The sequence below is a fragment of the Massilia eburnea genome, from assembly GCF_009720745.1.
In the GTDB taxonomy this organism is placed as follows: domain Bacteria; phylum Pseudomonadota; class Gammaproteobacteria; order Burkholderiales; family Burkholderiaceae_D; genus Rugamonas; species Rugamonas eburnea.
The window spans coordinates 127,484-153,174 of sequence record NZ_WNKX01000012.1 but is presented as its reverse complement, the minus strand read 5'-3'; the positions used below and the strand labels follow the sequence as shown (position 1 = coordinate 153,174).

Below are 25,691 nucleotides of genomic sequence, written 5' to 3'. Positions count from 1 at the left end.
CGTGAACCAGTGGGAGAACCCCCAGCTGCTGGAGGAGAACCGGCTGCCTCCGCACGCCTATTTCTTTGCTTACGGCGATGCCGAAACCGCACGCAGCTTCCAGCGTGAGCGAAGCCGCCGCTTCCTGTCCTTGAGCGGCGCCTGGCGCTTTGCGTATTTCAGCCATCCGCTGGAAGTGCCGCCGCAGTTCTACAGTGAGGATATGGAGGATTGGGGCCTGATCGAAGTGCCGGGCATGTGGCAGCTGCAGGGCCACGGGCAATTGCAGTACACGGACGACGGCATGCCGTTTCCTGTTGATCCGCCGTACGTGCCGTCGTCGAATCCGACCGGTGCATACCAGTGCAGATTCACCCTGGGACCTGAGTGGCGCGGCGAGCGGGCGATCCTGCGCTTTGACGGCGTTGAAACTTACTTCGAAATTTACGTCAACGGCAGCTATGCCGGCATGAGCAAAGGCAGCCGCCTGGCGGCGGAATTCGATATCACGGCGCTGCTTGCCGAGGGCGAAAACCTGCTTAGTGTAAGGGTCCTGCAGTGGGCTGACTCCAGCTATCTTGAAGACCAGGATATGTGGTGGACCGCCGGCATCTTCCGCGACGTTTATCTGGTTGGAAAAGGCACGATTCACTTGCGTGACGTCTGCGTGCAGACGCATTTTGACGAGGCATGCCATAACGCCACGCTGTCTTGCTCGATCGAGGTTTCGGTGCGCACTGGCTGGCGCGTCGATTGGGCCTTGTACGACGAAGCCCGGCGGCTGGTACAGGGCGGTGGCCAGGCACCGACTTGGAAAGCGGATGTGCCCGCGCCACGCCACTGGAATGCGGAAGATCCTTATCTGTACCGCCTGGAGATCAGCCTGTACGACGCCGCAGGCCGCTTGCTGGAAGTGGTTCCGCTGCGCGTCGGCTTTCGCGAGGTCAAGGTACGTGATGGCTTGATGTACGTGAACGGCAGCTACGTGAAGCTGCACGGCGTGAACCGTCATGACAACGACCAGCTTCGCGGCAGGGCCGTGACGATGACGCGTGTAGAGCAGGACATCGCGCTGATGAAGCAGCACAATATCAATTCGGTGCGCACCGCGCACTATCCAAACGATCCACGCTTTTATGAGTTGTGCGACCAATACGGCTTGTTTGTGATGGCCGAAACCGACGTGGAGACCCATGGCTTCGTCAATATCGGCAACCTTAGCCAGATTACCGACGACCCTGCGTGGGAACCTGCCTTTGTCGACCGCATTGAGCGCCATGTTCACGCACAGAAGAATCATCCGTCCATCATCATGTGGTCGCTGGGGAATGAGTCCGGCTACGGCTGCAATATCCGTGCGATGGCTGCGCGCTGCCGTGAGATCGATCCTACGCGCTTGATCCATTACGAAGAAGACCGTGATGCCGAGGTGTGCGACGTGGTCAGCACGATGTACTCACGCGTGCAGATGATGAATGCCTTCGGCGAATACCCGATGGCGAAGCCGCGCATCCTGTGCGAGTACGCGCATGCGATGGGCAACGGGCCAGGAGGCCTCAGCGAATACCAGGCGGTGATGGACCGTCATCCGCACCTGCAAGGGCATTACCTGTGGGAGTGGTGCGACCATGCCATCCTGCAGCCGGATGTGGCGGGACGGCCGTTTTATGCTTTCGGCGGCGACTATGGGGACTATCCGAACAGCGGCAATTTCTGCTGCGATGGCCTGCTCTACCCCGATCAGCGGCCGGGGCCTGGTTTGCGCGAGTACAAGCAGGTGATCGCGCCCGTGAAGGTGCGTTCGATCGATGTGGAAGCCGGGCGGCTGGAGGTGGAGAACCGCTACTGGTTCAGCGGCCTCGAAGGCATCGCGTTGTTGGTCGAGACAAAGGCGGATGGCGAAGTGCTGCGCCGCGAACGCTTGCAGTTGCCGCCACTGCCGCCGGGACAACGCCAGGAAATTCGCGTTGCTGCACCACCTGTGGGCAGTGGCCAGCGCCATATGAATGTACACGTGGTGCGCGAACAGGCTACGCCTTACAGCGCGGCCGGACACGAGTTGGCGGTCTACCAGTTCGCGTTGCCGAGTGCCGGCATACAGCCCGTGCGCGCCCGGACTCGCGTCGCACCGCCTGTGCTGACCGAGCGGCGCCTGGATTACCTGGTCGAAGGCACTGGATTCCGCATCGTGTTCTGCAAGCTGACGGGTAAGCTCAAGAAATGGACGGCGGGGGAGCTGTCGTTTATTGCCCGTCCGCCGCAGCTGACGTTCTACAAGCCTTGTATTGACAACCACAAGCAGGAAAACGAAGCGCTCTGGCTGCCGCAGCACCTGGACATCATGCAGGAACATTTGCGCGGCATGCGGGTGCAACTGGATGACGACGTGGTGGAAGTGATCGTCGATTGCCAGATCGCGCCGCCGGTGCTGGGCTATGGCATGCGCTGCCGCTACTACTACCGTGTCGACGGCGCGGGCAGGGTGCAGCTCACGTTGTCCGGCACGCCATATGGCGGCATGCGCGACATGATTCCGAAGATCGGCATGACGCTGGGGCTGAACCGCCAGCTGGACCAGGTCGAATACTTTGGCCGTGGCCCCGGCGAGAACTACCCGGACAGCAAAGCGTGCAACATCATTGACCGCTACCGCACCAATGCCGCGGACATGTTCGAGCATTATCCCAAGCCACAGGATAACGGCAACCGCATGGAAGTCAGGTGGGCCATGCTGCGGGATAAGCGTGGCAAGGGATTGCGTATCGATGCACGCGAGAAGGATGCTGTTCACTTCAGCGTCTGGCCATACAGTGCCGGGCAGATTGCAGCCACGCGGCACGACAACGAATTGTGCGATGACGATTTCTGGACCGTGAACCTGGATCACAAGGTAAGCGGCCTGGGTTCCAATTCATGGGGATCGGAAGTGCTGGATTCCTATCGAGTCTACCTGGATGAATTCAGTTATGCGCTGGAGCTGTCGCCGCTTGATGGGGAGGATGCGCGGTGATTATCCTGAACAGTTTGGAAGAATTCCGGCAACGCTACCACTCGGCGAAGAAGTGGCGGCGCTGTCTCGAGGCCATCGCCAACTTACAGGCCCTGAAGCCGGGCGTTTGTCATTCCATCGGCGATTCGCTGGTTTACCGCCTGGTGGACGGGCCGGCTGCCGCAGCTGCGTGCTTCACGGGTAACCGCCGTTATGTGGAGGTCCACTATTACCTCGAAGGCGGCGAAAGCGTCGATTTCGCGCCCAAGTCGGAGCTGTCCTCCCTGTCGCCCTACAGCGACGAGACTGATCGCGAAACATTCGCCGGCGACGGTACCCTGCGGCATGGCGCCAGCGCCGGACAACTGCTGATTTTCGATAACGATTACGCCTACCGGCCCTTGGGCGCGGGCCACCTGCGCAAGCTGGTCCTGATGGTGACGATAGAAGGCGCGACATTCCACAATAAGTGAGCTGAACATGGCTAACCGTAGTGATATCCAAATCGGCCGCTTCATGCTGCTGTCGATGGCAGTGGCAGCAATCTTCAATATCCGCAATGTCGTCAACAGCAATATCGCAATTGGGCTGGCGGCGGTGCCCGCCTTCCTTTTTGCGACGGCGACGTTCTTCATTCCGTATGTGCTGATCATCGCCGAATTCGTCAGCCTGAATAAGGATGCCAAGTCCGGCATCTACCAGTGGATACGCTCCTCCCTGGGCGACAAGTGGGCTTTCGTCGGCGCGTATTGCTACTGGTTCGTGAACCTGTTCTATTTCACCTCGGTGCTGCCGAATATCCTGGTGTATTCGTCGTACGCCTGGCTGGGCTACGAGGTGCAGTTCTCGCCGTTGTTCGCCGTGCTGTTGTCGATCTTGCTGTTTGCCTTTGCCACTTGGGTGTCGACCAAGGGCGCAGCCTGGGTCGGAAGGGTTACGTCTATCGGCAGCTCGCTGGTACTGGTGATGGCGTTCGGATTCGTGGCATTGAGCGCCTTCGACTGGATAGGCGGCGCGACGCCTGCAACGCCGGTGACAGCCGCGGCGATGGCGCCCGCCGTTAGCTGGTCCTTCATGGGTACGATGGCGTGGATCCTTTTCGCGGCCGGCGGCGCCGAGTCGGTCGGAGTATTCCTGAACGATGTGCGAGGCGGCGCCAGGACGTTTGTGCGCACGATTATCTTCGCAGGCTTGCTGATCGGTGCACTGTATTCGGTTTCTGCGCTGGTGCTCAATTTATATGTACCTGCGTCAAAACTGAGTTATACATCGGGCGTGTTCCAGGTGTTCGGGGCGCTGGGCGAGCATCATTCGGTGTCGCCGCTGATGCTGAACCGCCTGGTGGGCGCGGTGATGCTGCTTGGTTCTTTCGGAACGTTAATGGTGTGGACCGCGGCGCCCGTCAAGGCGCTGTTTTCAGAGATCCCGAAAGGCATTTTCGGCGAGCGCGCCATTGCCCTCAACCGTCACGATATGCCGGAGCGTGCGGCGTGGATCCAGTTCTTCGTTGTTGTGCCGCTGTTGATCATTCCTGCAATGGGCTCGTCCAACGTCAACCAGTTGCTCAATGTGGTGATCAATATGACGGCGGCTACCGCCTTGCTGCCGCCGCTCGTGATCATGGCCGCGTATTTCCATTTGCGCCTGCGGCTCGATCATCTACCGCGCGATTTCCGCATGGGATCGCGGCGGGTGGGGCTGGCGGTGGCGGGCACGCTGCTGGCATTTTCGGGGCTGGCGTTTATTGCAGCGATTTTCCCGGCCGGGCAGGACCTGCTGCTCACGCTGGGTTACAACGTGGGCGGCGTGGTCCTGTTCCTCGGTTGGGCTTGGTGGAAATACCGGCAGTATGAGCGCAGCGTGGCTACTTCGCAGGCTTCGAGCCAGCCTCTCTTGCCAGCATCAGCAAGTGCGCAGCGCTCCAGCTGAAATTCGTGGCGCCTTGCATATGGCCTGATACCGGGTTGTAGTTTTCCCGGATCGGCGCGTCACCCAACAAGCCTTCGGCGCCGGCCGTGAAACGTTCGGCCATGGCATCGGCTTCCACGTCGTGGCCGTAGTTGCGCATGGCGGCAACGCCGAAATAGAGCTGGTCCAGCCACACGCGGCCACGCCAGTAGATATCCGGGGCGTACGAGGGATTGGACAGCGCTGCGGTTGGCATGGGTACCGGGGTCGCAAACTCGCCAGGATTGAGCATCTTGGCGATCACGGCGTCGGCTTGCTGCTGCTCGGCGGCGCCTGCCCACAAGGCGGTCCAGCCTTCCGGCCCGCGTCCTCGCATGGTGAGCAGTTTTCCCCCCAGCTGGCGGTCATAATAGAAACCGCTGGCGGAGTCGAAGAACGTGCTGTTGATCAGGCCACGAAGCTTTGCTGCGTCTTCACGCCACGCGCGTGCGGAGACTGGTTCGCCAAGCTCGTTTGCAATGTCGGCCAGTACCAGTTTTTCCCGATAGAGAAAGGCGTTCAGGTCGACCGATTCCTGGTCGATGGAGTAACCGAGCAGCTCGCCTTTGCTGTTGCGGTTTTCGACCACGCTCACTTGCCAGTCGCGGCTTGCGGCCGCCAGGTCGCCCCCATGTGTGCTGTCTGCGTAGCGCTGCAGGGCGGCTGGCTCGATAAAGCCGAAGCGCGCGGCGTTGTCCATGCCAGATTCATAGCCCGCCGCTTGCTGCACTGCGCGCTGCAGCTGGCCGGCGTCGCCGCTATGTGCAGGGTGCACGGTGGCGCCGTATTCGGCCAGCCCATTCTGGTCGTGGTCGCGGTTGCGGTACCACCAGCGATGATAGGCCTCCAGCTTGGGCCGCATTTCCTTCAACCAGTTGCGGTGGTGGGAATGGCGGTAGATTTCCCACACCGTCCATGCAGCCAAAGGCGGCTTGGTGTCGCGCTCGTTCCAGTTGCTGCCATCGCCGCCGCGCGCGGCATCCATGTTGTAGAAGACGTTATCGGGCAACATGCCTTCGTCTTGTGGCCGTATCGGGTCGCCACGCTTGATCTGGTAATCGAACAGGGAGCGTACGGTATTGGCAGCCAGGGTTGGGTCGATGGCTGCCAGTGCGTAGGCTTGCTTCCAGGTGTCCCAGGTCCAGGCGCCGTTGAACCAACGGGCTGTGGTCGATGGGACCATAGCATCGTGATGGAAGGCGCCGCGAGGCGCGCGCCAGTTGCCAATCAGGGTTTCCAGGGCTTTGGTGCTGAGAGGCGAGGCTGGAAGCCTTGCTTGCCATGCGGTCCAGCGGCGCCGATTCGCGGCGATGGCTTGTTCCATGCGCGCGGGGCTGGCCAACGGGACGGCGGAGCGCATGGCGTCGGCGTCGTCCAGGTGATAGCTATGGGCGGCGTAGATAGTCTGCTTGCGGCCGGGGGCAAGGAGGGGCAAGTCGGCGCTGCTGTTGTAATGGCTGCCGCTCACGACATCGTGCGCTTGCACGCTGCGTTCGATTCGATAGCGCGAGCGGCCGCTAGTCATCACATTCGCGGCGTCGCGGACCATGCCGAAGCTGATGGTGACGCCGCCGGCGTCAGTTGCCAGCTTGGGCGCCCATACCGGCTGGACTTTTGCGACCGGGCCTTCCTGATCCCATTGCGCCATCAAATCGCCTTGCCACTGCGCCCGCAGCGACAGCGGCTTGCCGGAGGTATTGCACAGACGGTAGCGAACCAGGGCGCTGCTGGCGCTGATGAAATGCAGGTCCACGTCGAGCTGCAGGCCTGGCCAGACCAGGCGCTGGCGCAATACGCCGGGACGCGACTCACTGGTCCAGCGGGCCTGTTCTGGCTTGAAACGTTGGCCCGTCCTGCGGTCGGCCAGTTCAAGGCGCTCAAGGGCTTGGGAGATGTAAAGGCTGTACTCTTCCGCTACCACCAGCGGGCCGCTGAAGGCGCCGGCCAGCGTGGGCCTGTCCGGCAGCAGGTAGCCGTGCCAGCTGCCCGCGTCGAACATGGGATTGAAGCGCTGGTTTTGTTCAGCGTCGAAGTCGCGCACGGCGGACGGCGTGCCGTAGCGGTTGATCGAAGGGGATTCGGCTTGCGCGGACCATGCGCCCGAACAGGCTGCGGCCAGCAGCAGTTTGCGGAAAAAAGGAGCCATAAGCGGGATGGAAACTGGTTGGAGGGAAGGGTAACACGGACAAAAGCAAAAAGGCCGGGCGCGCGGTGCACCCGGCCAAACCGCATCAGAAGCGGTAAGACAACGAAACGGTTGCATTGCGCCCGAGGATAGGACGTGCGTAGAACAGGCTGCCATTCGAGCTCTGGTTAAAGCCGCTGCGCGGATTGCCTTCTGTCAGGCCGATCTCGTTGGTCAGGTTGTTCACCTTCAGGTTCAGCTTCCAGTGCTTGTCGATCTTGAACTCCGCGCCCATGTCGAGCACATGGTAGGACGGCAGCGCCAGGGCGTTCTCGAAGTCGGCGTAGCGCTTGCCGATGTAGCTGTAGACCAGGAACACGTCGCCGAAGTCGAAGTGCACGGTCGGGATCAGCCGCACCTGGGTGTTCGGCGTGCGCATCACCTGGTTGCCGTTTTGCTTGGCCTCCTCGGCGTTTGGATCAATGCCGTCGATGGTGGCGTCCTGCAGGGTGGCTACGTACTCCAGCGAGAAACGTTTGTGGAAGTTGACAACGCCTTCCAGTTCGACACCGGTCGACAGCGTCTTGACGAAGACCTGGCGGAAGTTACCCGTTGCCTGGTCGGTTTCGCCGAAGGACAGGTTGTCGAATTTGGTGTGGAACAGGGTGGCCGACGTGGTCCAGAACGGCGAAATGTAGCGCACGCCGGCTTCCGCGAAACTGAGGCGGCTGGCGCCGTCCACGAAGCTGTCGGTGCTGTACAGCGTTGGCATGTTGGTACCGCTGGCATAGCGGCCATAGGTCGCTATGTGGTCGTTGAAGGCGTAGTTGAAGCCTGCAGTGTACGAAGACTCCTTGATCGTCTTCTTCTTGCGCGTCCATTCGCCGGTGCCTGCGCGGCGCATATAGTTGTTGGCGATGATGTTGTCCTTGTCGCTGCCATCAGGGTTGAGCGCACCCGGGATGACCGCGCCGCCGGTCAGGCTGTTGCCAGGCAGGTCTTCTCCTGCGGCCAGCACGTTTTCGTCCTGCACGTCGTAGCGGGCGATTTCGTAGCGTACGCCGGCGTCCAGGCGCAGGTTCTTGCTGACCTTCCATTCATCGTTGACGAACAAGGACGTCGAATTCATGTCGCCCTTGTGGCGTTCGTAGAAGTAGCCGTTGCGCAGGACGCCTTTGTCCGAAAGGTAGCCCAGGATGTTGTTGTTGGCATCCACCGCAACGATGTCGAGCCGCTTGGGCTGGTCGCGCACCTCAGTGATGATGCGAGCGCCATAGTCGGAATCGTCGTACAGTTTCTGCTTGGCGAACAGGACGCCGGCAGTGAAGCTGTTCTTGTCGTTTTCGTTCGTCAGCGACAGCTTGTCGACAAAATGGCCCAGGGAACGGAAGCGCGTTTCAGCCACGGCGTCGGTAGTAAATCCATTGCCGTTCAGGGTGGACGGATCGGCAATCACCTGCCCGGTGCCGGCATAGGCGAATTTGGCGGTGCCGCCGAAGCGCTGCAGCAGGGCAGCGACGTCGCTCGATTGCTCCGGATCGAGGCGGTTGCTGGCGCGTACCAGGTAGCTGTTCGGGCCATTGAACACCGAATGCGGCGCAACGTCGTAGCGGGTGTAGCGCGCGTTATTGCGGAAGGACCAGTTGTCGCCCAGTTCGTGCTGCAAGTCGGCGCCCAGCACTTTGGCCAGGACATGGAAACCGGTATGCAGGTTGGTCTCGATATTGCCGTTGGTAGTCTGGTTCCTGATCACCGCCAGATCCGGACCATCCAGCGAACCGAAATGCGGATCTACGCCGGGCACGCCGGCCGGTTTGGACGGGTTGGTCAGCGGGATCGGCAGGTAGAACGTGTTGTGATCGTTGACGTACTTGGCCGACAGGTTCAGCTCACCGCCTGCCAGGCGGCGTGTGAGGTTGAGGCGGAACTGGCCGCCATGGTCGGCTGTCATGCCGATCGGGCGCACGCCTTTGCCATGGCGGTAGTAGCCGCCAGCCGCGTAGCTCCAGTCCTCGTTGATCGGCCCTGAATACACGCCTTCGGTGCGCACCATGCCGTAGTCGCCGGCGGTGACCTTGACTTCGCCCTGCGGCGTCTGGGTGCCTTTGTGGCTGATGAAGTTGACGATGGCCGCCGGCCCGTTGGTGGACAGGATGGCCGAGGTGCCGCCGCGGATTGCTTCGAAGCGTTTGATGGTGAGATCCTCGCGCAGCAGCACGTCCACCAGTTCGCCGTCGTAAATGACCGGCAAGCCGTCTTCCTGCAAGCTGATGAACTGGAAGGCTGCGCCGCCGCTCAATCCGCGCGGGGAGACGTTATTCGAGACTTCGCCGCCGGAGGCTTCCACCCACAGGCCGGGCACCTGCTGCAGCGAATCGGCAAGGCTGTGCGGCGCCAGCTTTTCCAGCTTGGCCTGGTCTACCGTGGTAATGGCGACCGAAGATTCGAGCTTGGTGCGGTTCTTGGCGGTGGTTCCGGTGACGACGACTTCCTGCATCGGCGTATCGGGCGTGGCCTGCGCCTGCGCCGCGTGCATGGCCGCGACCTGGGCCAGGGTGGCGACCGACATGGTCAGCCCTTTCTTTTGTCTCATCTGGTTCTCCTCTTTATTGTCATGATTGCTGCTACACCGAAACAGGCCACATGGTCTGTTCCCGGTACCCAGTCGTCACCGGCAGATAGCCGTTGAATTCTTCGTCGAGTTGCGGATCCCCGCTGTCGATGCGCAGCACGCCGCCGCGCAGTGAAATCAATTTGTCCGGCGGCGCCAGTACATGCAGCCCGTGCCGGCCGGCGGCGCGCAGCAGGCGCGGCGAAATCTGCTGGTTTCCCCGTCCCAGCACCAGGCCCTGGCCACCGATAGGTGACAACACCAAGTGCAGCGGGGCTTGCCAATTGCTGGCCAGGCCTTCCAGCTCGAAGCGGGTTGCATTGCTTGCTACCAGGGTGCCGTCCCCTTGTACGGCGTCGACGCCGAGCAGGGTGCCGTCGACCCCCAGCACGGCAAGCAGTGCCTGCGTCGTTGTGCCGGGACCCACCAGGTAAAGAGCATCCGCTTGCATCCCTTCCGCGAAGCCGCGCGCGATGGCCAGGCGCTGGGCGCCGCTGCCGCTGACGTGGCGCGCTTTGCCGCCTTGCGTCAGCGATGGCACTTGCGGCGATTGCAGATAGCCATACAGCCGAGGGGCGATCACGCCGCGCCGCAACTGTTCTTCATCCAGGTCCAGCACTTCGGCATCGCTGCACAGCGCAAGGCCGTTCTGCCGCAATTGGCGCAGAAGGAGGCCCGCTGCAGTGGGATGGTTGGCAAATACGGCCGACTGCATCTTGACGCCGGCCGGCAGGCCCAGGACGGGCAGCGTGGCCGCCATGCCTGCCTCGCGCACGCCGTCCAGCACGTCACGTGCGGTGCCGTCGCCACCCGCAAACAGCAGCAGGTCGATTCCCATGCCGGCCAGGGTGCGGCTCGCGCGGCGTGTGTCGGCCGCTTGGGAAGGCGACGTTACCGGCACCACGGCGCTCGCCTCCAGGCCGGCCTTCCGCAGTGCGGCCAGGCCCATTTCGCCGTCTGCCGCATACCAGCCGATGGCATGCGCCGCATCGCCACATGCGCGCAACATGGTGGCCAGGCGCGCGGCGGCCTGTGGCTGGCTGCCCGATGCCAGCGCGGCCTGCACGCAGGCATCGCCATCCGAGCCTTTCAACCCGGCGGGGCCGCCGATGCCGGCCAGCGGATTGACCACCAGTCCTACTTTCATGCCAGCCCGCGCTCGCCCAGCTTGCGCTGGTAGGCGCGCCAGGTAATCGCCCAGCGTTCGGGGTCGTCCAGCATTTCTCCCTGCACGCGATGCACCGGGCAGTTATGCGGCGCGCCCTTGACCACTTCGGGGTTGCTGCGCGCTTCGCCGGCGATATGGCGCATCACGCCGATGAATTCATCCAGGTCGGCGCGCGAATAGGACTCGGTCGGTTCGATGGTAGCGGGTTCCGGCACCACATAAGGGTGATGGCTGGTCCAGTAATGCACGCCGAAATCGGCGGCGCGCAGTCCGATTTCTTCGGAAGTCACCCCGGTGGCTTCGGTCAGCCCGGACCAGCTGTAGCGTACTTGCTCGATGCGCCGCTTGCCGGCCGCGTAAGGCGCGGCCATGCCGTCGATCTTCAGCAGCTCATGCATCATGTAGTTGTTGTTCAGGACCGCGATTTCGGACACGGTGCGCAAGCCTTCGCCGCCCAGGTTCATGATCCATGCGTAAGCGCGCAGCATGATGGAGGCGGTGCCGGCAAAGCTGCTGATCTTGCCGATCGATTGCGCGCCGCCTTTTACCAGCCGGTAGCGCCCATCCTCCTGCCGCAACAACGGGCTGGGCAGGAAGGGCGCCAGCTCCGCCGTGCAGCACACCGCGCCGACTGCCGGTCCGCCGCAGGCATGCGGGGTGGCGAAAGTCTTGTGCAGGTTGAAGTGGCACAGGTCGAAGCCCGCTTCGCGTGCGCGGGCGATGCCCAGCAGGCCGTTGGCGTTGGCTTGGTCGTACACGCACAAGCCGCCGGCGGCGTGCACGGCGTCGACGAACTCGCGGATCCGGCTGTTGAAGATGCCGGTGTCTTCGGGATTGGTGATCACCAGCGCTGCGGTACGCGGCGAGACTGCCGCTTTCAGCGCGGCCAGGTCCGGGTAGCCGTCGACGTCGGGATAGATGGTGATCACCTTGTAGCCCACAAGTTTGGCGCAGGCCGCATCCGACGGGTGCGAGAAGATGGTGGTGATCACTTCGTCGCGCTGGTCCGCTTCGCCGCGGCTTTCGTGCCAGGCGCGCACCATCGACATATTGGCGAAGATAGCTTGCGAACCGCCCCGCGCTTGCAGCGAAACGGCATCCATGCCGGATACTTCGCGCATGACGCCTTCCAGCTTGTCCATCACTTCCAGCATGCCCTGCACGGTGCTGTCGGGCTGGCGCGGGTGCAGTTCCGACATGCCTGGCTGGCGCGCCAGCTGGTCATTGATTTTCGGGTTGTACTTCATGGTGCAGGTGCCCTGGCCGACGTCAACGTTGAGGTCCGCACCCAGCGTTTCCTGCGACAGGCGCAGGTAGTGGCGCAGCACGCGGTTCTGCGACATTTCCGGCAGCGCGGGCGGCTGCTGGCGCAGCATGCAGGCGGGCAGCGGTTGTCCGGCGGCCTGCGCGATGGCGGGCTCCACTTCCGGTACCAGGATGCCGCGTTCGCCTGGCTGGCTCAGTTCAAAGATGACGGGTTCGTCCCAGCGCGCCTGGTGGAAACGGCGCACTGGCGGCGTGCGGTGGGAGGCGATGTTTTCCATGGAGTTCATTGTTGGATGGCTTTCTCAAGCGTTGCGCAGAGCAGGTCGATATCTTCCTGTGTGTGGACTTCGGAAAAGGCGTACAGCGCCGACTGGCCCAGCACAGGAAAGTCCGCGCTCAGGTCATGGCCGCCGAACATTCCCTGTTTGAGCAAGGCCGCGTTGATGGCGGCTACTGGCAGCCCGGCGCCATCGAAGTTGACGACGAATTCGCGGAAGTGGCAGCTGCCGCCATGCGTGATGCGCAGGCCCGGAATGCGTGCCATTCGCTGCTTGGCGTAGGCAGTGCGCTGGGCGATGCCGGTCGCCAGTTCGCCCATGCCCTGTGGCCCCATGAGCGCCAGGAAGACTCCGGCCGTAATGCCCCACAGAGCAGCAGCGGTGCCGACGAATTCATTGCCGTTCTCGCGCTTGTCGAAGGAAGTACGGCTGTAGGCGACGTCGCCGAAGCCGTATTCGCCGGGCACGCTGGTCGGAACGATGCCGAACAGGCGTGATGGATATTGCATGACGATGGCCGGATCGTCGTGGCTGGCGATGAAGCCGCCCTGGCCGCCGCCGTAGTTCATGTGCATGCCCAGCGGCTGGATGTCGCCGCAGACGATGTCGGCGCCGTAGCTGGCCGGCGTCGCGAGTACGCCAAGCGAGAGTGGATCGACGCCGACCACGAACAGGGCGCCGGCAGCATGTGCGGCCGCAGCCAGCGCGGCGCCGTCGTCGATGGTGCCGAGGAAGGAAGGCACGTCCAGGTAAAGCGCGGCCGTGTCCTGGCCGAGCAGCGCGGCCAGGCCAGTCTTGTCCAGCAGGCCGGTAGCCGGATCGAAAGGCGCGATATCGAAATCAAGGTCGGCGCGGCCGTAGTTGCGCATCATGGACAGCTTGTCCGGATTGATATTGCCGGCGACGACCACGCGGCGGCGGCCGGTGTGGCGGCTTGCCATGCGCACGGCGGTGGCGGCGGCCTGCAAGCCGTCATACACTGGCACGTTGACCACGTCCATCTCCAGCAAGGCGCCCATCATGCTGCAATATTCGAACAGCGCCTGGAAGCGGCCATGGTCGTCATAAGGTTCGCCAGCGTAGGCGGTGGCGAATTCGCTACGGCCATTGATCTCGTCGCACACGGCCGGCACGTGGTGCTGGTAGCAGCCGCCGCCCAGGAAGCTGAGATGCGCGCCGCAGTGCTGGTTTTTGCGCAGCAGGCCATCCACATGACGCTTGAGGCGCGCTTCGGACAGGTGTGGCGCCGGGAGATTCAGCGGCGCCTGCATGCGCAGTGCAGCGGGGATGTCGGCAAAAAAATCTTCGGTGCTCGCTGCGCCTACCTCGCGCAGCATGGCCGCGCGCACTGCGGGGACGGAATTCGGAATGTAGGGATGTGTGGCCATGTCATTTCCTGTTGATCGGAGTCGGATGGCCCGATCTTGGAGGAGCGAAATAACATTGACAAATGATCAGTATGCATGCGATACATTAGAAAACCTTATGCATGGAGTGCCCCGTGGCCCATTCGTCAAGCCTGCTGCGCCAATTGAAAACCTTCGAAGTCACCGCCCGGCACATGAGTTTTACCCGTGCCGCCGACGAGTTGTGCATCTCGCAGGCGGCGGTCAGCCACCAGATCAAGACGCTGGAAGATGCGCTGCAGATCAAGCTGTTCAAGCGCATGACGCGGGCCATCACGCTGACCGGCGAAGGGGCGATCTTGCAACGCAGCCTGGTCGACGCTTTCGGCCGCATCGACCGCGTGCTGGCGCAGTTGGCGCAAGGCGAGGGCCGCGCGCGCAAGCGCTTGACGGTGGCGGTGACGCCGGCCTTCAGTTCGCGCTGGCTGGTGGGACGGCTCGACCGCTTCCTGGCCGCGCACAGCGAACTGGAAGTGCGGCTGGTGCACACCGTGATGCATACCGACTTGGGACGCGACAGCATCGACCTGGCGATCCGCTGGGGCGATGGCAAGTGGCCGGGCGTGGAATGCGAACGGCTGTTCGGCACCGAACTGCTGCCCGTATGTTCACCAACGCTGTTGAAGGATGGCCCGCCGCTGCAAACGCCGGCCGACCTGGCGCACTACACGCTGCTGCACGAGGATAGCTGCGACGACTGGGAGCGCTGGTTCGAGCAGGCCGGCCTGGCGCCGTCGCTGGCGCTGCGCGGCCCGCTGATCGACGACAGCAATGCGCTGATGCAGGCGGCGCTCAATGGACAGGGCATTGCGCTAGGCCGCATGGTGCTGATCCAGGACGACCTGCAGCGTGGCACGCTGGTCAGCCCCTTCAACCAGACGCTGACCGCGCAGGGCGCCTACTACATGTGCTGGCGGCCAAGCCGCAGCGAACACGAAGCACTGACTTCGTTTTCGGATTTCTTGCGTGGCGAGGCGCGCGCTACTTGATGCTCACCTCGAACCAGAGTTCTTGTTGTTCCACCGTCGTCTTGAAAAGCTTGCGCGCAGCCGGCGACAGGTCGGTCAGGCTGGCGTCGCTCGGGCGCTCTTCGTCGGCCACCAGCAAGCGGCCAAAGGTCTTTTCCTTCAGGCGCGCGACCAGCGGATTGAAGGGCATGCCCATCCAGCGGTTCTTGATGGCCTGCCCCTTGTTCACGGGGATGAAGGCGACCAGGTCTTCGCTGGTCATCTGCTCCAGTCCCTTATCGCGCAAGGTGGCGTTATGGCTGCCATGGTGGCCGACCTTGTAGAACACGGTGCGTGACAGCAGGTCCGGCCCGGTGACCGTGTTTTCGCCGACCTTCCAGTGCAAGTCCTGCCAGGAGAGCCAGTTGCCAACCTGCGCATCGGCCGGAAACAGCATGACTTCGCCGGTGTCGGTGAATTCGAAGGCGAGAACGAGGCAGGTGTTATTCGTGTGGCTGTCCAGGTTCAGTGCCAGTGTTTCCGCAGCCTGGGTCCAGTCTTCCTCGATCTTGCGCCAGTCCTCGCCTTGCGCTTGCCAGACATTGGACACCAGGTCGGCCAAAGCAGGGGAGTAGCGTTGGCCGGCCTTGGCCTGGCGCCGCAGGCCAGGGTCGAAAGGACAGTCGTCGAAGCTGTCGCCGGCGGGCGCGGCGCCCGGGGCAAGGCGCAGGAACGCTGCGTCCAGGTTGCTCGCCAGCTGCAATTCGGAAGCCAGCTCATAGACTTCGCGCCCGGTCTTGGTCGGCGTGCTGCGCTTGATCATGCCTTCGTCCGGTGGCGGACCAAGCACGTAGACGCGCACATTCGCGGCTCCATCGAGGAGGCGCGGCGCCTGTTTCGGCGACAGGTAGCGCGTCTTCACGTCCTGCTTGTTTTGCAGGTATTCGAAGGCATCGCGCGTTTTTCCGATGGCCGTGCCAGGCGGGTCGCCCGGCTTGAGGCCGAAGAACCCAAGCAGGCGGCCGAGCTGCGCACCGCGGTCCCGCATGCCGGGCGAAGCAGACCTGGTGAAGGCGGCAACCGCCGTAGCCAAGGCATTCACTTTGGCGGCGCGTTCGGCGCGCAAGCGCTGACCGAGTTCGTTGCGCGGGTCTTCGGTCCAGGCGTACCAGACCTCGCCGATCTCCATCGCGTCGAAAACGTCGCGCGCCTGCGAGGAATGGAAACCGGAGGCATGGTCCCAGTGCTCGTGCGTCATCACCACCACGTCAAGATGGCCGTTGCAGGCATCGCGGATATCGTGCGCCACTGCCTGCATTTTCTCTTTCGGCTGGTCGGCGACGGTGATCAGGCCGCAGTCGATCAGCACGTTGCAGGTGCCAAAGCCGCCCTCTTTGGCAAAGCGCAGGAGGATGCAGTCGCCCAGTCCATGCCGGTACAAGCGGATGCGCAGGCGTGCCTCGGTGGCGGCCTGCTTGTGCGGATGGGGCTCGGCGACTGCCTGCGGTGCGCGCGGGCGTGTCTTGGCCCGGGCAGCCAGGGGCGGGACGGTTGGTGAATTCATGGCGGCACCTTATTCGTTGGAGTGGAGCATGCAGAACGGCTCGGCGCTGTCGCCGTCCACATTGAAATAAGTCGAGCGCAGCGCGACACCGGCGTCGTAGCGCATGCTGCGGTGGGCGCGCACGGCAGCCAGGCGCTTATCGTCATCCAGTGCGCGTTTGATCGCGTAGCGCAAGGTCGGTATCACGCCGCCGTCGTCCTGGATATCGCCTTCCAGGTCGAACACCAGGGTGCAGCCGCCAGGGAAATCGAAACTCCCAATGCCTGGATTTCCCGGCTCCACCGGCAGCTTGCGGCGGCGCTGGGTGATCGAGATGATCAGCTGCTTCAGGATGTCGCCGTCGGGCATGACCCGCAAGGTCGGCTGCACGGCGTGCACTTCGAAGCTGGGCAGGCCATCGCGGTCGTAGCGCAAGCCCGCCAGCTTGCCGTTGCGGTGCAGTTCGAGCCCTGTCACGCGCATGAACTCCTCGCAGCGGGCCTTGTTATCCGACTTGATCACCTCTTCCAGGTAATCGTGGGCGCGGATGCGGGCCCGCCGCAGCGTCTCGTACACCCTGCTGCGTTTGCGCTGGTACAGCGAGTCCTGCACCAGCCCGCTCAATTCCTTGGCCAGCCCGGTGAGCACGCTGGTCGGGTCGGGGCTGCCGTCGGCCAGTTCGATGCGGGCATAGGGCCAGCGCAGCTGTTCTTCCGACAGCGTTTTCAAGCCTTCCGGCAGGATGCCCCAGCGGCGGAACGATTCGATCAGCGCCACGCGGTAGCCATGGCGGTCGTCCGGCACCATGTCGTAATCGGCCGTGACCAGCGCCCGCAGGTAGTCGCCGAAGGTAATGTCGAACGGCGGACAGTAGTCGAGCGCGCGGATCAGCATCAGCAGGAACTGGCGCGCGGTCTTGGTCGCCACGGAAGCCAGTTCGTCGACCAGCACCGGATGCAGTGCGCCATCGGGCAGCTTGCCGGTGCCTGAACTGGCCAGGCAGACGATGCCGGCGCTGCGCAGCTTGTACATTTCGATGAAGGCCGAGAACATGGCCGCCACCAGGATCGAGCCGCGTTCATGCGGCTCCAATGCTTGCGCCAGCCGCGCCGGGTCGGGCTGCACCGGGTGCCAGGCGCCGTTTTCGTCCATCTCGCCGATGGCGCTGCGCAAGGCGCCATAGCGCCCGGTGGCCACGCCGAATTCCTGCGCCAGTTCGCTCAATAAGGACTGCGCCTCCAGGTTGCCGCGGGTGCGGGAGATCTGGTGTTTCAGCACCTCGGGGAAGGTGAAGTGCTGGAACAGCGCCACCAGGTCGGCAAAGGCTTCGTGGAAGGCCAGGGTGTCCGGATTGTTGTCGTCCAGGTAGCGGCGGTGCATGCCATCCAGCAGGGCGTGCGTGGTCTCGTGGGCGATGATGTCCTGCGACAGGCAGGAGAACACCATGCCGCTGGGTCCCTGGAAATAGCCAAACAGCAGCGCTTTCTTCTGCGGGCTGTAATAGGCGTTGGCTGCGCGCAGGGCGTGCGGGTAGATGCGCAGGGCTTGTACGAATTCCTCGTGCTTGCTGGCGTCCTCGCGCGGCGACCATTGTACCTGGCGCCCCAGCGCCTTTTCAAAATTGCAGATGGTGTTCATCGCCACCGCGTACACCATCTGCTGGTGGAATTGCGGATTGCCTTCGGAAGGCGGATGGCCATCCTGCGCCAGCAGGTTGGGGCTATTCAGGTCGACCGGCTCGTACCAGCAATCGCTGGCCGGATCGAAGTCGACCACCTCCACGTATTCGCCGCGCGGCCCGGGCTGCAGCTCGCTCTCCCACGGAATGTTGAAGATGCGCTGGTTGATGGAGGCGGTATCGAGCTTGAGCGACATGCTGGGATCGAAGGCATAGCCGCGCAAACGCCGGAACGGCGGACGTTTGCTGCCTTGTTCAATCGCCTTCTGGCTGTAATCCTGGCTGCTGGCGGAGGAGTACATGGCGCCTCCTTATTGCGCCAGTTCCGGCGCCCATTCCTTGATGCGGGCAGCCACCAGCGCAGCACCGTGGCGCGCCAGCACGGCGCGCTCGGCATCGTTGAGCGCCTTCAGGTTGGTTTCGATCGTGGATGCGAACACGGAGTCGCCCGCATTGGCTTCGCCGTCGCGGCTGTCGATGGAGAACCACAGCGGGCAGGGGCCGGCCTTGGCCAGGTGGCGGTGCTTCATACGATCGAATTGCAGGCCGCGGATCTGCTCCATCATGATGTCCAGTCCTTCCTTCAGCACCAGGGCGCTGGATTCGGTTGGATCGGCCTTGATGACGTAGGGCTTGCCGGCGTCGCTGACCAGCAGGTAATTCAGTTCGTTCAGCGCGGCCAGGCCGGGATTGACGCCGAGATTGTCGTACAAGCCGCCGTCGCTGAGGGTGACGTAGTCGCACTTGGCGGCGGGCGGATAGGCCGCCTTGTCGAGCCGCAATGGAGGAAACACGGGCGGGAAAGCCGAGGACGCGGCCACCGCGCGCGCGATCGGGAAGTCGGCCGCGTCGGCATAACCCAGCTCGTGGTCGCCCATCTCGCTCTTGCCCTTGCCGCCGGCGATGAAGGAAAACATATTGCCGGTGGCAAGGTTGGTGGTGTTCAGGTAAATGCGCGGGCCTTCCGTCAGGTCGCCCAGCTTTTTGCCCTGGAACAGGTCGCGCTCGTAAGTCTCGGCCAGCTTGTCCAGCCGCGAATGGAAGGGATCGAGCACGCCACCGATGACCGAAGCGACGGCAATCGAACGCGTGGCGAGATACTGGTCCAGCTTGTCCAACGCTTTCGGATCGTGCCAGTTGAGGGCGAGGAAGGCGCCGGCAATGCTGCCGCCGCTGACGCAGGAGATGAGATCGACCTTGTCCAGCAACTGCTGCGCCTGCAGCTGCCGAAACACGCCCAAATGAAAAGCGGCAGCTCGAAAGCCGCCGCCGGACAGGGTAAGGCCGATGCGCTTGCTGGCACCGTTGACAATGATCGCCATGGAACACCTCCGTAGGAAAGCGCTCGCCCATGGCGTGAGGAATCTTCCGCTACGTTAGGGCGATTCCTACAGAGTAGGTCAAAAAATTGCCAGGAAATTCACGAATTATCACTTGTCGGCCAGTTTGGCTTCCAGCTCGGCCAGGCGCGATTCCATCAGTTCCAGCTTGGCGCGGGCCTTGGCCAGCATTTGCGCCTGGATATCGAATTCCTCGCGGGTGACCAGGTCCAGCTTGGCAAAGCCCTGGGTCATCATCGCTTTGACGTTCTTTTCAATATCCTTGGCCGGCGAATTTTCGATGACCTGGTTGACCTTCTGTTGCAAGTCATTGAAGAAGGCGTTCATGTCCATGTTGTCTATTCCTGATGTGTGTGAGTTTGTGCACCACGACGGTGCAGCTTTGGATTGTAATGGTGCGGAAAGCTGTCTTTACTTCAATTCCTGCACGGATTATGGCTGGCACGCAATCTGCTACTAAGCAGTAAAGCTGTTGTTTCAGACTGAATTTTAAACCGCAATAAAAGTTCACTCCAAAGGAAATCGCCATGATTCATAAGAGCAAGAAGCTGGGTCTCACCGCTGCAGTCGCATTCGCAATCGCATCGATGGGAACCAGCCAGGCCCAAGCAGCCGATGCCGCACCCGAGGCGAAGCCTGATAATGAGATTAGCTATAACGCGGCCCTGACCAGCGACTACCGCTACCGTGGTATCTCGCAAACTCGCCTGAAACCTGCGCTGCAAGGCGGCGCCGACTGGGTCAACAATCCGACCGGTTTCTATGCGGGCACCTGGGCCTCGACCATCAAATGGGTCAAGGACGGCGGCGGCGACGCCAGCGTCGAAATCGACGTGTATGGCGGCAAGCGCGGCGAGATCGTCCCTGGCGTCAGCTACGACGTAGGCTTCCTGGCCTATATCTACCCGTCCAACGGCCTGAACCCAAGCGCCAATACGCGTGAAGTCTACGGCCAGGTCGGTTACGGCCCCGCCACCCTGAAATACTCGAACTCCCTGAGCAACCTGTTCGGTTTTGCGGACAGCAAGCACAGCTCTTACATCGATGCTTCCGTCAACCAGGACCTGGGTGAAGGCTACACGCTGAACCTGCACGTGGGCCGCCAGAAAGTGAAGAACAGCCCAGCCTTCAGCTACACCGACTACAAGGTCGGCGCTACCAAGGACTTTGGCGTGGCATCGGTTGCACTGGCATATATCAAGACCACCAGCGAGGCCTATATCGCGCCGACCAATGGCAAAAACCTGGGCAAGGGCGGCGTGGTGCTGACCGTGTCCAAAACCTTCTAAAGAGGCAACCGTATGAAAATGATTACCGCCATTATCAAGCCGTTCAAGCTCGACGAGGTGCGTGAAGCCCTGTCGGCGATCAACGTGCAAGGTATTACGGTGACCGAAGTCAAAGGCTTCGGACGCCAAAAAGGCCACACCGAGCTGTACCGCGGCGCGGAATACGTGGTCGATTTCCTGCCAAAGACCAAGATCGAAGCGGCGGTGGACGACGCCATCGTTGACCAGGCGATCGAGGCGATCGAAAACGCTGCCCGCACCGGCAAGATCGGCGACGGCAAGATTTTCGTCTCGTCGCTGGAACAAGTAATCCGTATCCGTACCGGCGAGACCGGCAACGAAGCACTGTAAGGGGAACCGTGATGCATAAGACCATGAAGAAATGGCTGGCGGGGGTGACTGTCCTGTTGGCTTTCAGCGCAGCACTGCCTGTGCTGGCGCAAGACGCCAAGCCGGCTGAAGCACCTACTGCTGCCGCCAGCGCTGCCGCATCGGCCGCTGTTCCTGCTGCTGCGCCAGCTGCCGCTGCGCCGGCGGCCGCTGATGCTGCCGCGCCAGCCGCTGCTGCAGCCCCGGCTGCCGCTCCAGCCGCCGCACCGGTTCCACAGAAAGGCGACACCGCCTGGATGATGGTATCGACCCTGCTGGTGATCATGATGACCATTCCTGGCCTGGCCCTGTTCTACGGCGGCCTGGTGCGCTCGAAGAACATGCTGTCCGTGCTGCTGCAAGTGTTCTTCATCTTCGCTCTGATCATTGTGCTGTGGTGCCTGTATGGCTACTCGGTGGCATTCACCGAAGGCAATGCCTATTTCGGCGGCTTCAGCCGTGCGCTGCTGAACGGCATTTACGATCCTGTGAAGGGCGCCTTCTCGACCGCTGCTACCTTCAGCAAGGGCGTCGTGATTCCTGAGTTCGTCTACGTTGCGTTCCAGGGCACCTTCGCTGCCATTACCTGCGGGCTGATCGTCGGCGCCTTCGCTGAGCGCGTGCGTTTCACCGCCGTGGTGGCCTTCATGGTGCTGTGGTTCACTTTCAGCTACCTGCCGATCGCCCACATGGTCTGGTTCTGGACCGGTCCTGACGCGATCACCAACGCCGCCACCCTGGCGACTGAAACCGCCAAGGGCGGCCTGATCTTCCAGAAGGGCGCGCTGGACTTCGCCGGCGGCACCGTGGTGCACATCAATGCCGCAATCGCCGGCCTGGTGGGCGCGATCCTGATCGGCAAGCGCGTTGGCTACGGCCGCGACTCCATGGCTCCGCACTCGCTGACCATGACCATGATCGGCGCTTCGCTGCTGTGGGTGGGCTGGTTCGGCTTCAACGCGGGCTCCGCGCTGGAAGCTGGCGACATCGCAGCGCTGGCCTTCGTCAACACCCTGCTGGCGACTGCCTGCGCAACCGTGTCGTGGGTGTTCGGCGAGTGGATCTTCAAGGGCAAGCCTTCCATGCTGGGCGGCGCGTCCGGCGCGGTGGCCGGCCTGGTGGCGATCACCCCGGCTTGCGGCTTCGTCAGCCCAATGGGCGCACTGGCGATCGGCCTGCTGGCTGGTATCGTCTGCCTGTGGGGTGTGAATGGCCTGAAGCGCCTGATCGGCGCCGACGATTCGCTGGACGTGTTCGGCGTGCACGGCGTGGGCGGTATCCTGGGTGCGATCCTGACCGGCGTGTTCGCTGCACCATCTTTGGGCGGCCAGGGTACTTTTGACTACGTTGCCAACAAGGCAAGTGCCGACTACTCGATCGGCGGCCAGGTACTGACCCAGGCAACTGCCGTGGGCATCACCATCGTCTGGTCGGCTGTCGTCGCCTTCCTCGCCTACAAGCTGGTTGACGTCGTGATCGGCCTGCGCGTACCGGAAGAAGAAGAGCGCGAAGGCCTGGACATCACCAGCCACGGCGAGTCCGCGTACCACGCTTGATAAGCCTGGAACGAGAAAAGCGCCCTGCGGGGCGCTTTTTTTGTTTAAAAGTATCTTTTAATTGGCGGTTTTGCCCCAAAATGGAGAGTCTGCAAATTCCAACCCGCAAGGAAGTCACATGGTTCCCCATCTCGTCACGGCCCTGACCGGACCGTTACTGGATCTTGAAGAAAAGATCATTGCCGCGACCCCAGCCATTGAACGGTGGTTCCGCCTCGAGTGGCAGGAGCATACGCCACCGTTCTACGCTTCGGTGGACTTGCGCAATGCCGGCTATAAGCTGGCGCCGGTGGATACCAATCTGTTCCCGGGTGGTTTCCATTTCCTGGCCAATGAGATGGCGCCGCTGTCGGTACAGGCGGCCATGGCGGCAATCGACAAATATTGCCCAGATGCACGTAACCTGCTGCTGATTCCGGAAATTAAGCCGCGCCACCCGACTTACTTCCAGAGCGTCGCCCGCCTGATGCAGATCTTCCGCCAGACCGGCCTGAACGTGCGTTTCGGCTCGCTGGACCCTTCGGTCACCGAGCCGACGCCGCTGGCGCTGCCGGACGGCAACATGCTGGTGGTGGAGCCGCTGGTACGCTCGCCCAATGGCCGCCGCCTGGGGCTGAAGGATTTCGATCCTTGCACCATCCTGCTGAATAACGACCTGTCGGCCGGTATCCCGGACATCCTGACCAACCTGCACGAGCAAAGCCTGCTGCCGCCGCTGCATGCCGGCTGGGCGCTGCGCCGCAAGTCCAACCACTTCAATGCCTATGACGAGGTGGCGAAGAAGTTCGGCAAGCTGATTGGGGTCGATCCGTGGATGGTCAATCCGTTCCACGCCAAGTGCGGTGCGGTGGACCTGACCACCGGCGAGGGGCAGGAGAGCCTGGCGGCCTCGGTCGATGCGGTGCTGGCCAAGATCCGCAAGAAATACAAGGAATACGGCATCAAGGAGAAGCCGTTTGTGATCATCAAGCCGGATGCCGGGACGTATGGCAAAGGTGTGATCACCATCCGCGACGCGGCCGAGCTGAAAGAGTTGTCGGAAGAACAGCGCAAGCGCATGACGGTGATTAAGGATGGCAAGGCGGTGACCGACCTGAATATCCAGGAGGGTGTGCCGACCTTTGAGAGCATCAAGGAGGCATTTGCGGAGCCGGTGGTCTATATGATCGACCGCTATGTGGTGGGCGGCTTCTATCGCGTGCATGGCGAGAAGGGGCCGGACCAGAACCTGAACGCGCCGGGGTCGCAGTTTGTGCCGCTGGCGTTCGCGCAGCAGCATGCGGTGCCGGACGTGAAGGCTAAGCCGGGGACGGCAGTGCCGAACCGGTTCTATGTCTATGGCGTGGTGGCGCGGCTGGCGCTGCTGGCGGCTTCGCTGGAGATGGAGAGGACTGATCCGGATCCGGAGGTCTACTAAACACGGTAAACCTGAGTCTGACCCAAGGGTCAGACTCTGTCTGATCAACGGCCTGCGGCGGGTGCATATCGGGTCTGACCCTTGGGTCGGACCCAGATTTTCCGGGTTTAGGCTAGAATCAGTTGTTACATTTTTGGACTAATCCATGAAAATCGCCTTCCTCGCCGACCCGCTGTCCAGCTTCAAGATCTACAAGGACTCCACCTTCGCCATGATGGCCGAGGCGGCGCGCCGGGGGCATGAGGTGTATGCCTTCCAGCAGCGCCATATGGCGCTCAAGGAAGGCAAGGTCACGGCCTACGTCTCGCGCATCGAGCTGACCGGCGACACGGACGAATGGTACAAGGCCGCGCCATCGGAAGACACCAGCCTGGCCGCCTTCGACGCCGTGATCCAGCGCAAAGACCCGCCGTTCGACATGGAATACGTCTACGGCACCTACCTGCTGCAGCTGGCCGAGAAAGAGGGCGCAAAGGTCTTCAACAAGCCTTCCGCCATCCGCGACCACAACGAAAAGCTGGCCATCGCCCAGTTCTCGCAATTCACCGCGCCGACCCTGGTCACCAGCGACGAAACCCGCCTGCGCGACTTCCAGGCCGAACACGGCGACGTGATCCTCAAGCCGCTGGACGGCATGGGCGGCGCCGGCATCTTCCGCGTGAAGGCCGATGGCCTGAACCTGGGCTCCATCATCGAGACGCTGACCCAGCTCGGCACCCGCACCATCATGGCGCAGCGCTACATCCCCGACATCGTCAAGGGCGACAAGCGCATCCTGCTGATCGACGGCAAACCGGTGCCCTTCTGCCTGGCCCGCATCCCGCAAGCCGGCGAAGTGCGCGGCAACCTGGCCGCTGGCGGCACCGGCGTGGCCCAGCCCCTGTCGCAGCGCGACCGCGAAATTGCCGAGGCCCTTGGTCCGGAATTGGCTTCGCGCGGCCTCTTGCTGGTAGGATTAGACGTGATCGGCGATTACCTCACCGAGGTAAACGTCACCAGCCCGACCTGCTTCCAGGAGATCACGCAGCAGACCGGTTTCCAGGTCGCGTCCATGTTCATCGACGCGGTGGAAGCCCGGGCAGGCAAGCAAGGATAAACATGGTAGGGATTTTACTGATGACGCACGCGCCGCTGGGCCAGGCCTTCATGGCCGCCGCAGCGCATGTGTTCCGCGCCCCGGTGGAGAAACTGGAGGCGATCGACGTAATGGCGGACCAGGACCTGAACGAAGTGCAGCAGCTGGCGCGCGAGGCCATCAAACGCCTCGATTCCGGCGCCGGCGTGCTGGTCATGACCGATATCAAGGGCGGTACGCCCGCCAATTGCTGCAACAAGATCGCCGACGCGGGCCGGGTCGAAGTGGTTGCGGGCATCAGCCTTCCGATGCTGCTGCGCGCGATTACCTACCGTACCGACACGCTGGACGTCGTAGTGGAAATGGCCTTGGCCGGCGCGCAGAATGGCGCCGTCAAGGTTGATAACCGTATCCGAGTCAACTAAACAAAACTAAAACATGATTCAGCAAGAACTTGAAATTATCAACAAGCTCGGATTGCATGCACGTGCTTCTGCAAAATTCACCCAGCTGGCAGCCAAATTCCAGAGCGATGTCTGGCTGTCGCGTAACGGCCGCCGCATCAACGCCAAGTCCATCATGGGCGTGATGATGCTGGCCGCTGGCAAGGGGGCCAAGGTCCTGCTGGAAGCGGACGGCTCCGACGAACAGGATTGCATCAACGCCCTGACCGCACTGGTCAACGACAAGTTCGGCGAAGGCGAGTAA

20 protein-coding genes are annotated in these 25,691 nt (G+C 62.5%); 11 read left to right on the top strand and 9 right to left on the bottom strand.

The annotated features are described in order from the left end of the window. The first annotated feature begins 1 nt into the window (after position 1). Genes ebgA through GM658_RS16910 form a run of 3 tightly spaced genes read left to right on the top strand, consistent with a single transcriptional unit; the run spans position 2 to position 4,897 of the window. Positions 2-2,989, top strand: coding sequence for a beta-galactosidase subunit alpha (gene ebgA, locus GM658_RS16920; RefSeq protein WP_170298851.1), 2,988 nt, complete (start codon positions 2-4; stop codon positions 2,987-2,989). Next, the gene (locus tag GM658_RS16915; RefSeq protein WP_170298850.1) at positions 2,986-3,441 is read left to right on the top strand and encodes a beta-galactosidase subunit beta; all 456 of its coding nucleotides are present in this window, start codon (positions 2,986-2,988) and stop codon (positions 3,439-3,441) included. Before ebgA ends, GM658_RS16915 begins: the two co-directional genes overlap by 4 nt. Before the next feature lie 7 nt (positions 3,442-3,448). Beyond that, entirely contained in the window at positions 3,449-4,897 is a 1,449-nt protein-coding gene (locus GM658_RS16910; RefSeq protein ID WP_155455223.1) for an amino acid permease, read from the top strand. Here GM658_RS16910 and GM658_RS16905 read toward each other — a convergent pair. From GM658_RS16905 to gcvPA, 5 genes are all read right to left on the bottom strand, one after another. Next, the gene (locus tag GM658_RS16905) at positions 4,833-7,061 is read right to left on the bottom strand and encodes an MGH1-like glycoside hydrolase domain-containing protein (protein ID WP_155455222.1); all 2,229 of its coding nucleotides are present in this window, start codon (positions 7,059-7,061) and stop codon (positions 4,833-4,835) included. The genes GM658_RS16910 and GM658_RS16905 overlap by 65 nt on opposite strands. Positions 7,062-7,146: 85 nt before the next feature. Beyond that, positions 7,147-9,633 (bottom strand): TonB-dependent receptor, encoded by a 2,487-nt coding sequence (locus GM658_RS16900; RefSeq protein WP_155455221.1) that lies wholly within the window; start codon positions 9,631-9,633, stop codon positions 7,147-7,149. A 31-nt stretch (positions 9,634-9,664) separates the two neighbouring features. Continuing rightward, positions 9,665-10,798, bottom strand: a complete 1,134-nt coding sequence (locus tag GM658_RS16895; RefSeq protein ID WP_155455220.1) for an ATP-NAD kinase family protein — start codon at positions 10,796-10,798, stop codon at positions 9,665-9,667. Then, entirely contained in the window at positions 10,795-12,363 is a 1,569-nt protein-coding gene (gene gcvPB, locus GM658_RS16890) for an aminomethyl-transferring glycine dehydrogenase subunit GcvPB (RefSeq protein WP_229416945.1), read from the bottom strand. Before gcvPB ends, GM658_RS16895 begins: the two co-directional genes overlap by 4 nt. Before the next feature lie 5 nt (positions 12,364-12,368). Next, positions 12,369-13,751: an aminomethyl-transferring glycine dehydrogenase subunit GcvPA gene (gcvPA, locus tag GM658_RS16885; RefSeq protein ID WP_155455218.1), complete on the bottom strand. Its 1,383-nt coding sequence runs from the start codon at positions 13,749-13,751 to the stop codon at positions 12,369-12,371. A gap of 113 nt (positions 13,752-13,864) precedes the next feature. Here gcvPA and gcvA point away from each other — a divergent pair, with 113 nt between their 5' ends. Beyond that, on the top strand, positions 13,865-14,758 hold the full coding sequence (gene gcvA, locus GM658_RS16880) for a transcriptional regulator GcvA (protein WP_170298849.1): 894 nt from the start codon (positions 13,865-13,867) through the stop codon (positions 14,756-14,758). On the opposite strand, the gene GM658_RS16875 is transcribed toward gcvA, so the two are convergent. From GM658_RS16875 to GM658_RS16860, 4 genes are all read right to left on the bottom strand, one after another. Then, entirely contained in the window at positions 14,751-16,280 is a 1,530-nt protein-coding gene (locus GM658_RS16875) for a ComEC/Rec2 family competence protein (protein WP_155455216.1), read from the bottom strand. The two genes, gcvA and GM658_RS16875, sit on opposite strands and share 8 nt — an antisense overlap. 9 nt (positions 16,281-16,289) lie before the next feature. Next, positions 16,290-18,239, bottom strand: coding sequence for a gluzincin family metallopeptidase (locus GM658_RS16870; protein WP_155455215.1), 1,950 nt, complete (start codon positions 18,237-18,239; stop codon positions 16,290-16,292). Between the two features lie 9 nt (positions 18,240-18,248). After that, positions 18,249-19,259: a patatin-like phospholipase family protein gene (locus GM658_RS16865; RefSeq protein ID WP_155455214.1), complete on the bottom strand. Its 1,011-nt coding sequence runs from the start codon at positions 19,257-19,259 to the stop codon at positions 18,249-18,251. Between the two features lie 108 nt (positions 19,260-19,367). Beyond that, on the bottom strand, positions 19,368-19,610 hold the full coding sequence (locus tag GM658_RS16860) for an accessory factor UbiK family protein (RefSeq protein ID WP_155455213.1): 243 nt from the start codon (positions 19,608-19,610) through the stop codon (positions 19,368-19,370). 194 nt (positions 19,611-19,804) lie between these two features. Between GM658_RS16860 and GM658_RS16855 the strand changes: the two genes are divergently transcribed. The 7 genes from GM658_RS16855 to GM658_RS16825 all read left to right on the top strand — a co-directional run bounded on the left by GM658_RS16855 (position 19,805) and on the right by GM658_RS16825 (position 25,691). Further along, a complete protein-coding gene (locus GM658_RS16855) occupies positions 19,805-20,566 on the top strand; it encodes a TorF family putative porin (RefSeq protein ID WP_155455212.1) in 762 nt (253 codons plus the stop codon). Positions 20,567-20,578: 12 nt separating this feature from the next. Beyond that, entirely contained in the window at positions 20,579-20,917 is a 339-nt protein-coding gene (locus tag GM658_RS16850; protein WP_028102386.1) for a P-II family nitrogen regulator, read from the top strand. Positions 20,918-20,940: 23 nt separating this feature from the next. Continuing rightward, the gene (locus tag GM658_RS16845) at positions 20,941-22,491 is read left to right on the top strand and encodes an ammonium transporter (RefSeq protein WP_371865136.1); all 1,551 of its coding nucleotides are present in this window, start codon (positions 20,941-20,943) and stop codon (positions 22,489-22,491) included. A gap of 118 nt (positions 22,492-22,609) precedes the next feature. Beyond that, positions 22,610-23,908, top strand: a complete 1,299-nt coding sequence (gshA, locus tag GM658_RS16840; RefSeq protein WP_155455210.1) for a glutamate--cysteine ligase — start codon at positions 22,610-22,612, stop codon at positions 23,906-23,908. Positions 23,909-24,053: 145 nt separating this feature from the next. Next, positions 24,054-25,004: a glutathione synthase gene (gene gshB, locus GM658_RS16835; RefSeq protein ID WP_155455209.1), complete on the top strand. Its 951-nt coding sequence runs from the start codon at positions 24,054-24,056 to the stop codon at positions 25,002-25,004. Between the two features lie 2 nt (positions 25,005-25,006). Further along, positions 25,007-25,408: a PTS sugar transporter subunit IIA gene (locus tag GM658_RS16830; RefSeq protein WP_155455208.1), complete on the top strand. Its 402-nt coding sequence runs from the start codon at positions 25,007-25,009 to the stop codon at positions 25,406-25,408. A gap of 13 nt (positions 25,409-25,421) precedes the next feature. Then, positions 25,422-25,691 (top strand): HPr family phosphocarrier protein, encoded by a 270-nt coding sequence (locus GM658_RS16825; RefSeq protein WP_155455207.1) that lies wholly within the window; start codon positions 25,422-25,424, stop codon positions 25,689-25,691.

What these genes read in the sequence shown, in the direction of transcription:
- GM658_RS16910 (WP_155455223.1), top strand. Translation starts at nt 3,449, where the DNA reads ATGGCTAACCGTAGTGATATCCAAATCGGCCGCTTCATGCTGCTGTCG.
- GM658_RS16905 (WP_155455222.1), bottom strand. Translation starts at nt 7,061, where the DNA reads ATGGCTCCTTTTTTCCGCAAACTGCTGCTGGCCGCAGCCTGTTCGGGC.
- GM658_RS16900 (WP_155455221.1), bottom strand. Translation starts at nt 9,633, where the DNA reads ATGAGACAAAAGAAAGGGCTGACCATGTCGGTCGCCACCCTGGCCCAG.
- GM658_RS16895 (WP_155455220.1), bottom strand. Translation starts at nt 10,798, where the DNA reads ATGAAAGTAGGACTGGTGGTCAATCCGCTGGCCGGCATCGGCGGCCCC.
- gcvPB (WP_229416945.1), bottom strand. Translation starts at nt 12,363, where the DNA reads ATGGAAAACATCGCCTCCCACCGCACGCCGCCAGTGCGCCGTTTCCAC.
- gcvPA (WP_155455218.1), bottom strand. Translation starts at nt 13,751, where the DNA reads ATGGCCACACATCCCTACATTCCGAATTCCGTCCCCGCAGTGCGCGCG.
- GM658_RS16875 (WP_155455216.1), bottom strand. Translation starts at nt 16,280, where the DNA reads ATGAATTCACCAACCGTCCCGCCCCTGGCTGCCCGGGCCAAGACACGC.
- GM658_RS16870 (WP_155455215.1), bottom strand. Translation starts at nt 18,239, where the DNA reads ATGTACTCCTCCGCCAGCAGCCAGGATTACAGCCAGAAGGCGATTGAA.
- GM658_RS16865 (WP_155455214.1), bottom strand. Translation starts at nt 19,259, where the DNA reads ATGGCGATCATTGTCAACGGTGCCAGCAAGCGCATCGGCCTTACCCTG.
- GM658_RS16860 (WP_155455213.1), bottom strand. Translation starts at nt 19,610, where the DNA reads ATGGACATGAACGCCTTCTTCAATGACTTGCAACAGAAGGTCAACCAG.
- GM658_RS16855 (WP_155455212.1), top strand. Translation starts at nt 19,805, where the DNA reads ATGATTCATAAGAGCAAGAAGCTGGGTCTCACCGCTGCAGTCGCATTC.
- GM658_RS16850 (WP_028102386.1), top strand. Translation starts at nt 20,579, where the DNA reads ATGAAAATGATTACCGCCATTATCAAGCCGTTCAAGCTCGACGAGGTG.
- GM658_RS16845 (WP_371865136.1), top strand. Translation starts at nt 20,941, where the DNA reads ATGAAGAAATGGCTGGCGGGGGTGACTGTCCTGTTGGCTTTCAGCGCA.
- gshA (WP_155455210.1), top strand. Translation starts at nt 22,610, where the DNA reads ATGGTTCCCCATCTCGTCACGGCCCTGACCGGACCGTTACTGGATCTT.
- gshB (WP_155455209.1), top strand. Translation starts at nt 24,054, where the DNA reads ATGAAAATCGCCTTCCTCGCCGACCCGCTGTCCAGCTTCAAGATCTAC.
- GM658_RS16830 (WP_155455208.1), top strand. Translation starts at nt 25,007, where the DNA reads ATGGTAGGGATTTTACTGATGACGCACGCGCCGCTGGGCCAGGCCTTC.
- GM658_RS16825 (WP_155455207.1), top strand. Translation starts at nt 25,422, where the DNA reads ATGATTCAGCAAGAACTTGAAATTATCAACAAGCTCGGATTGCATGCA.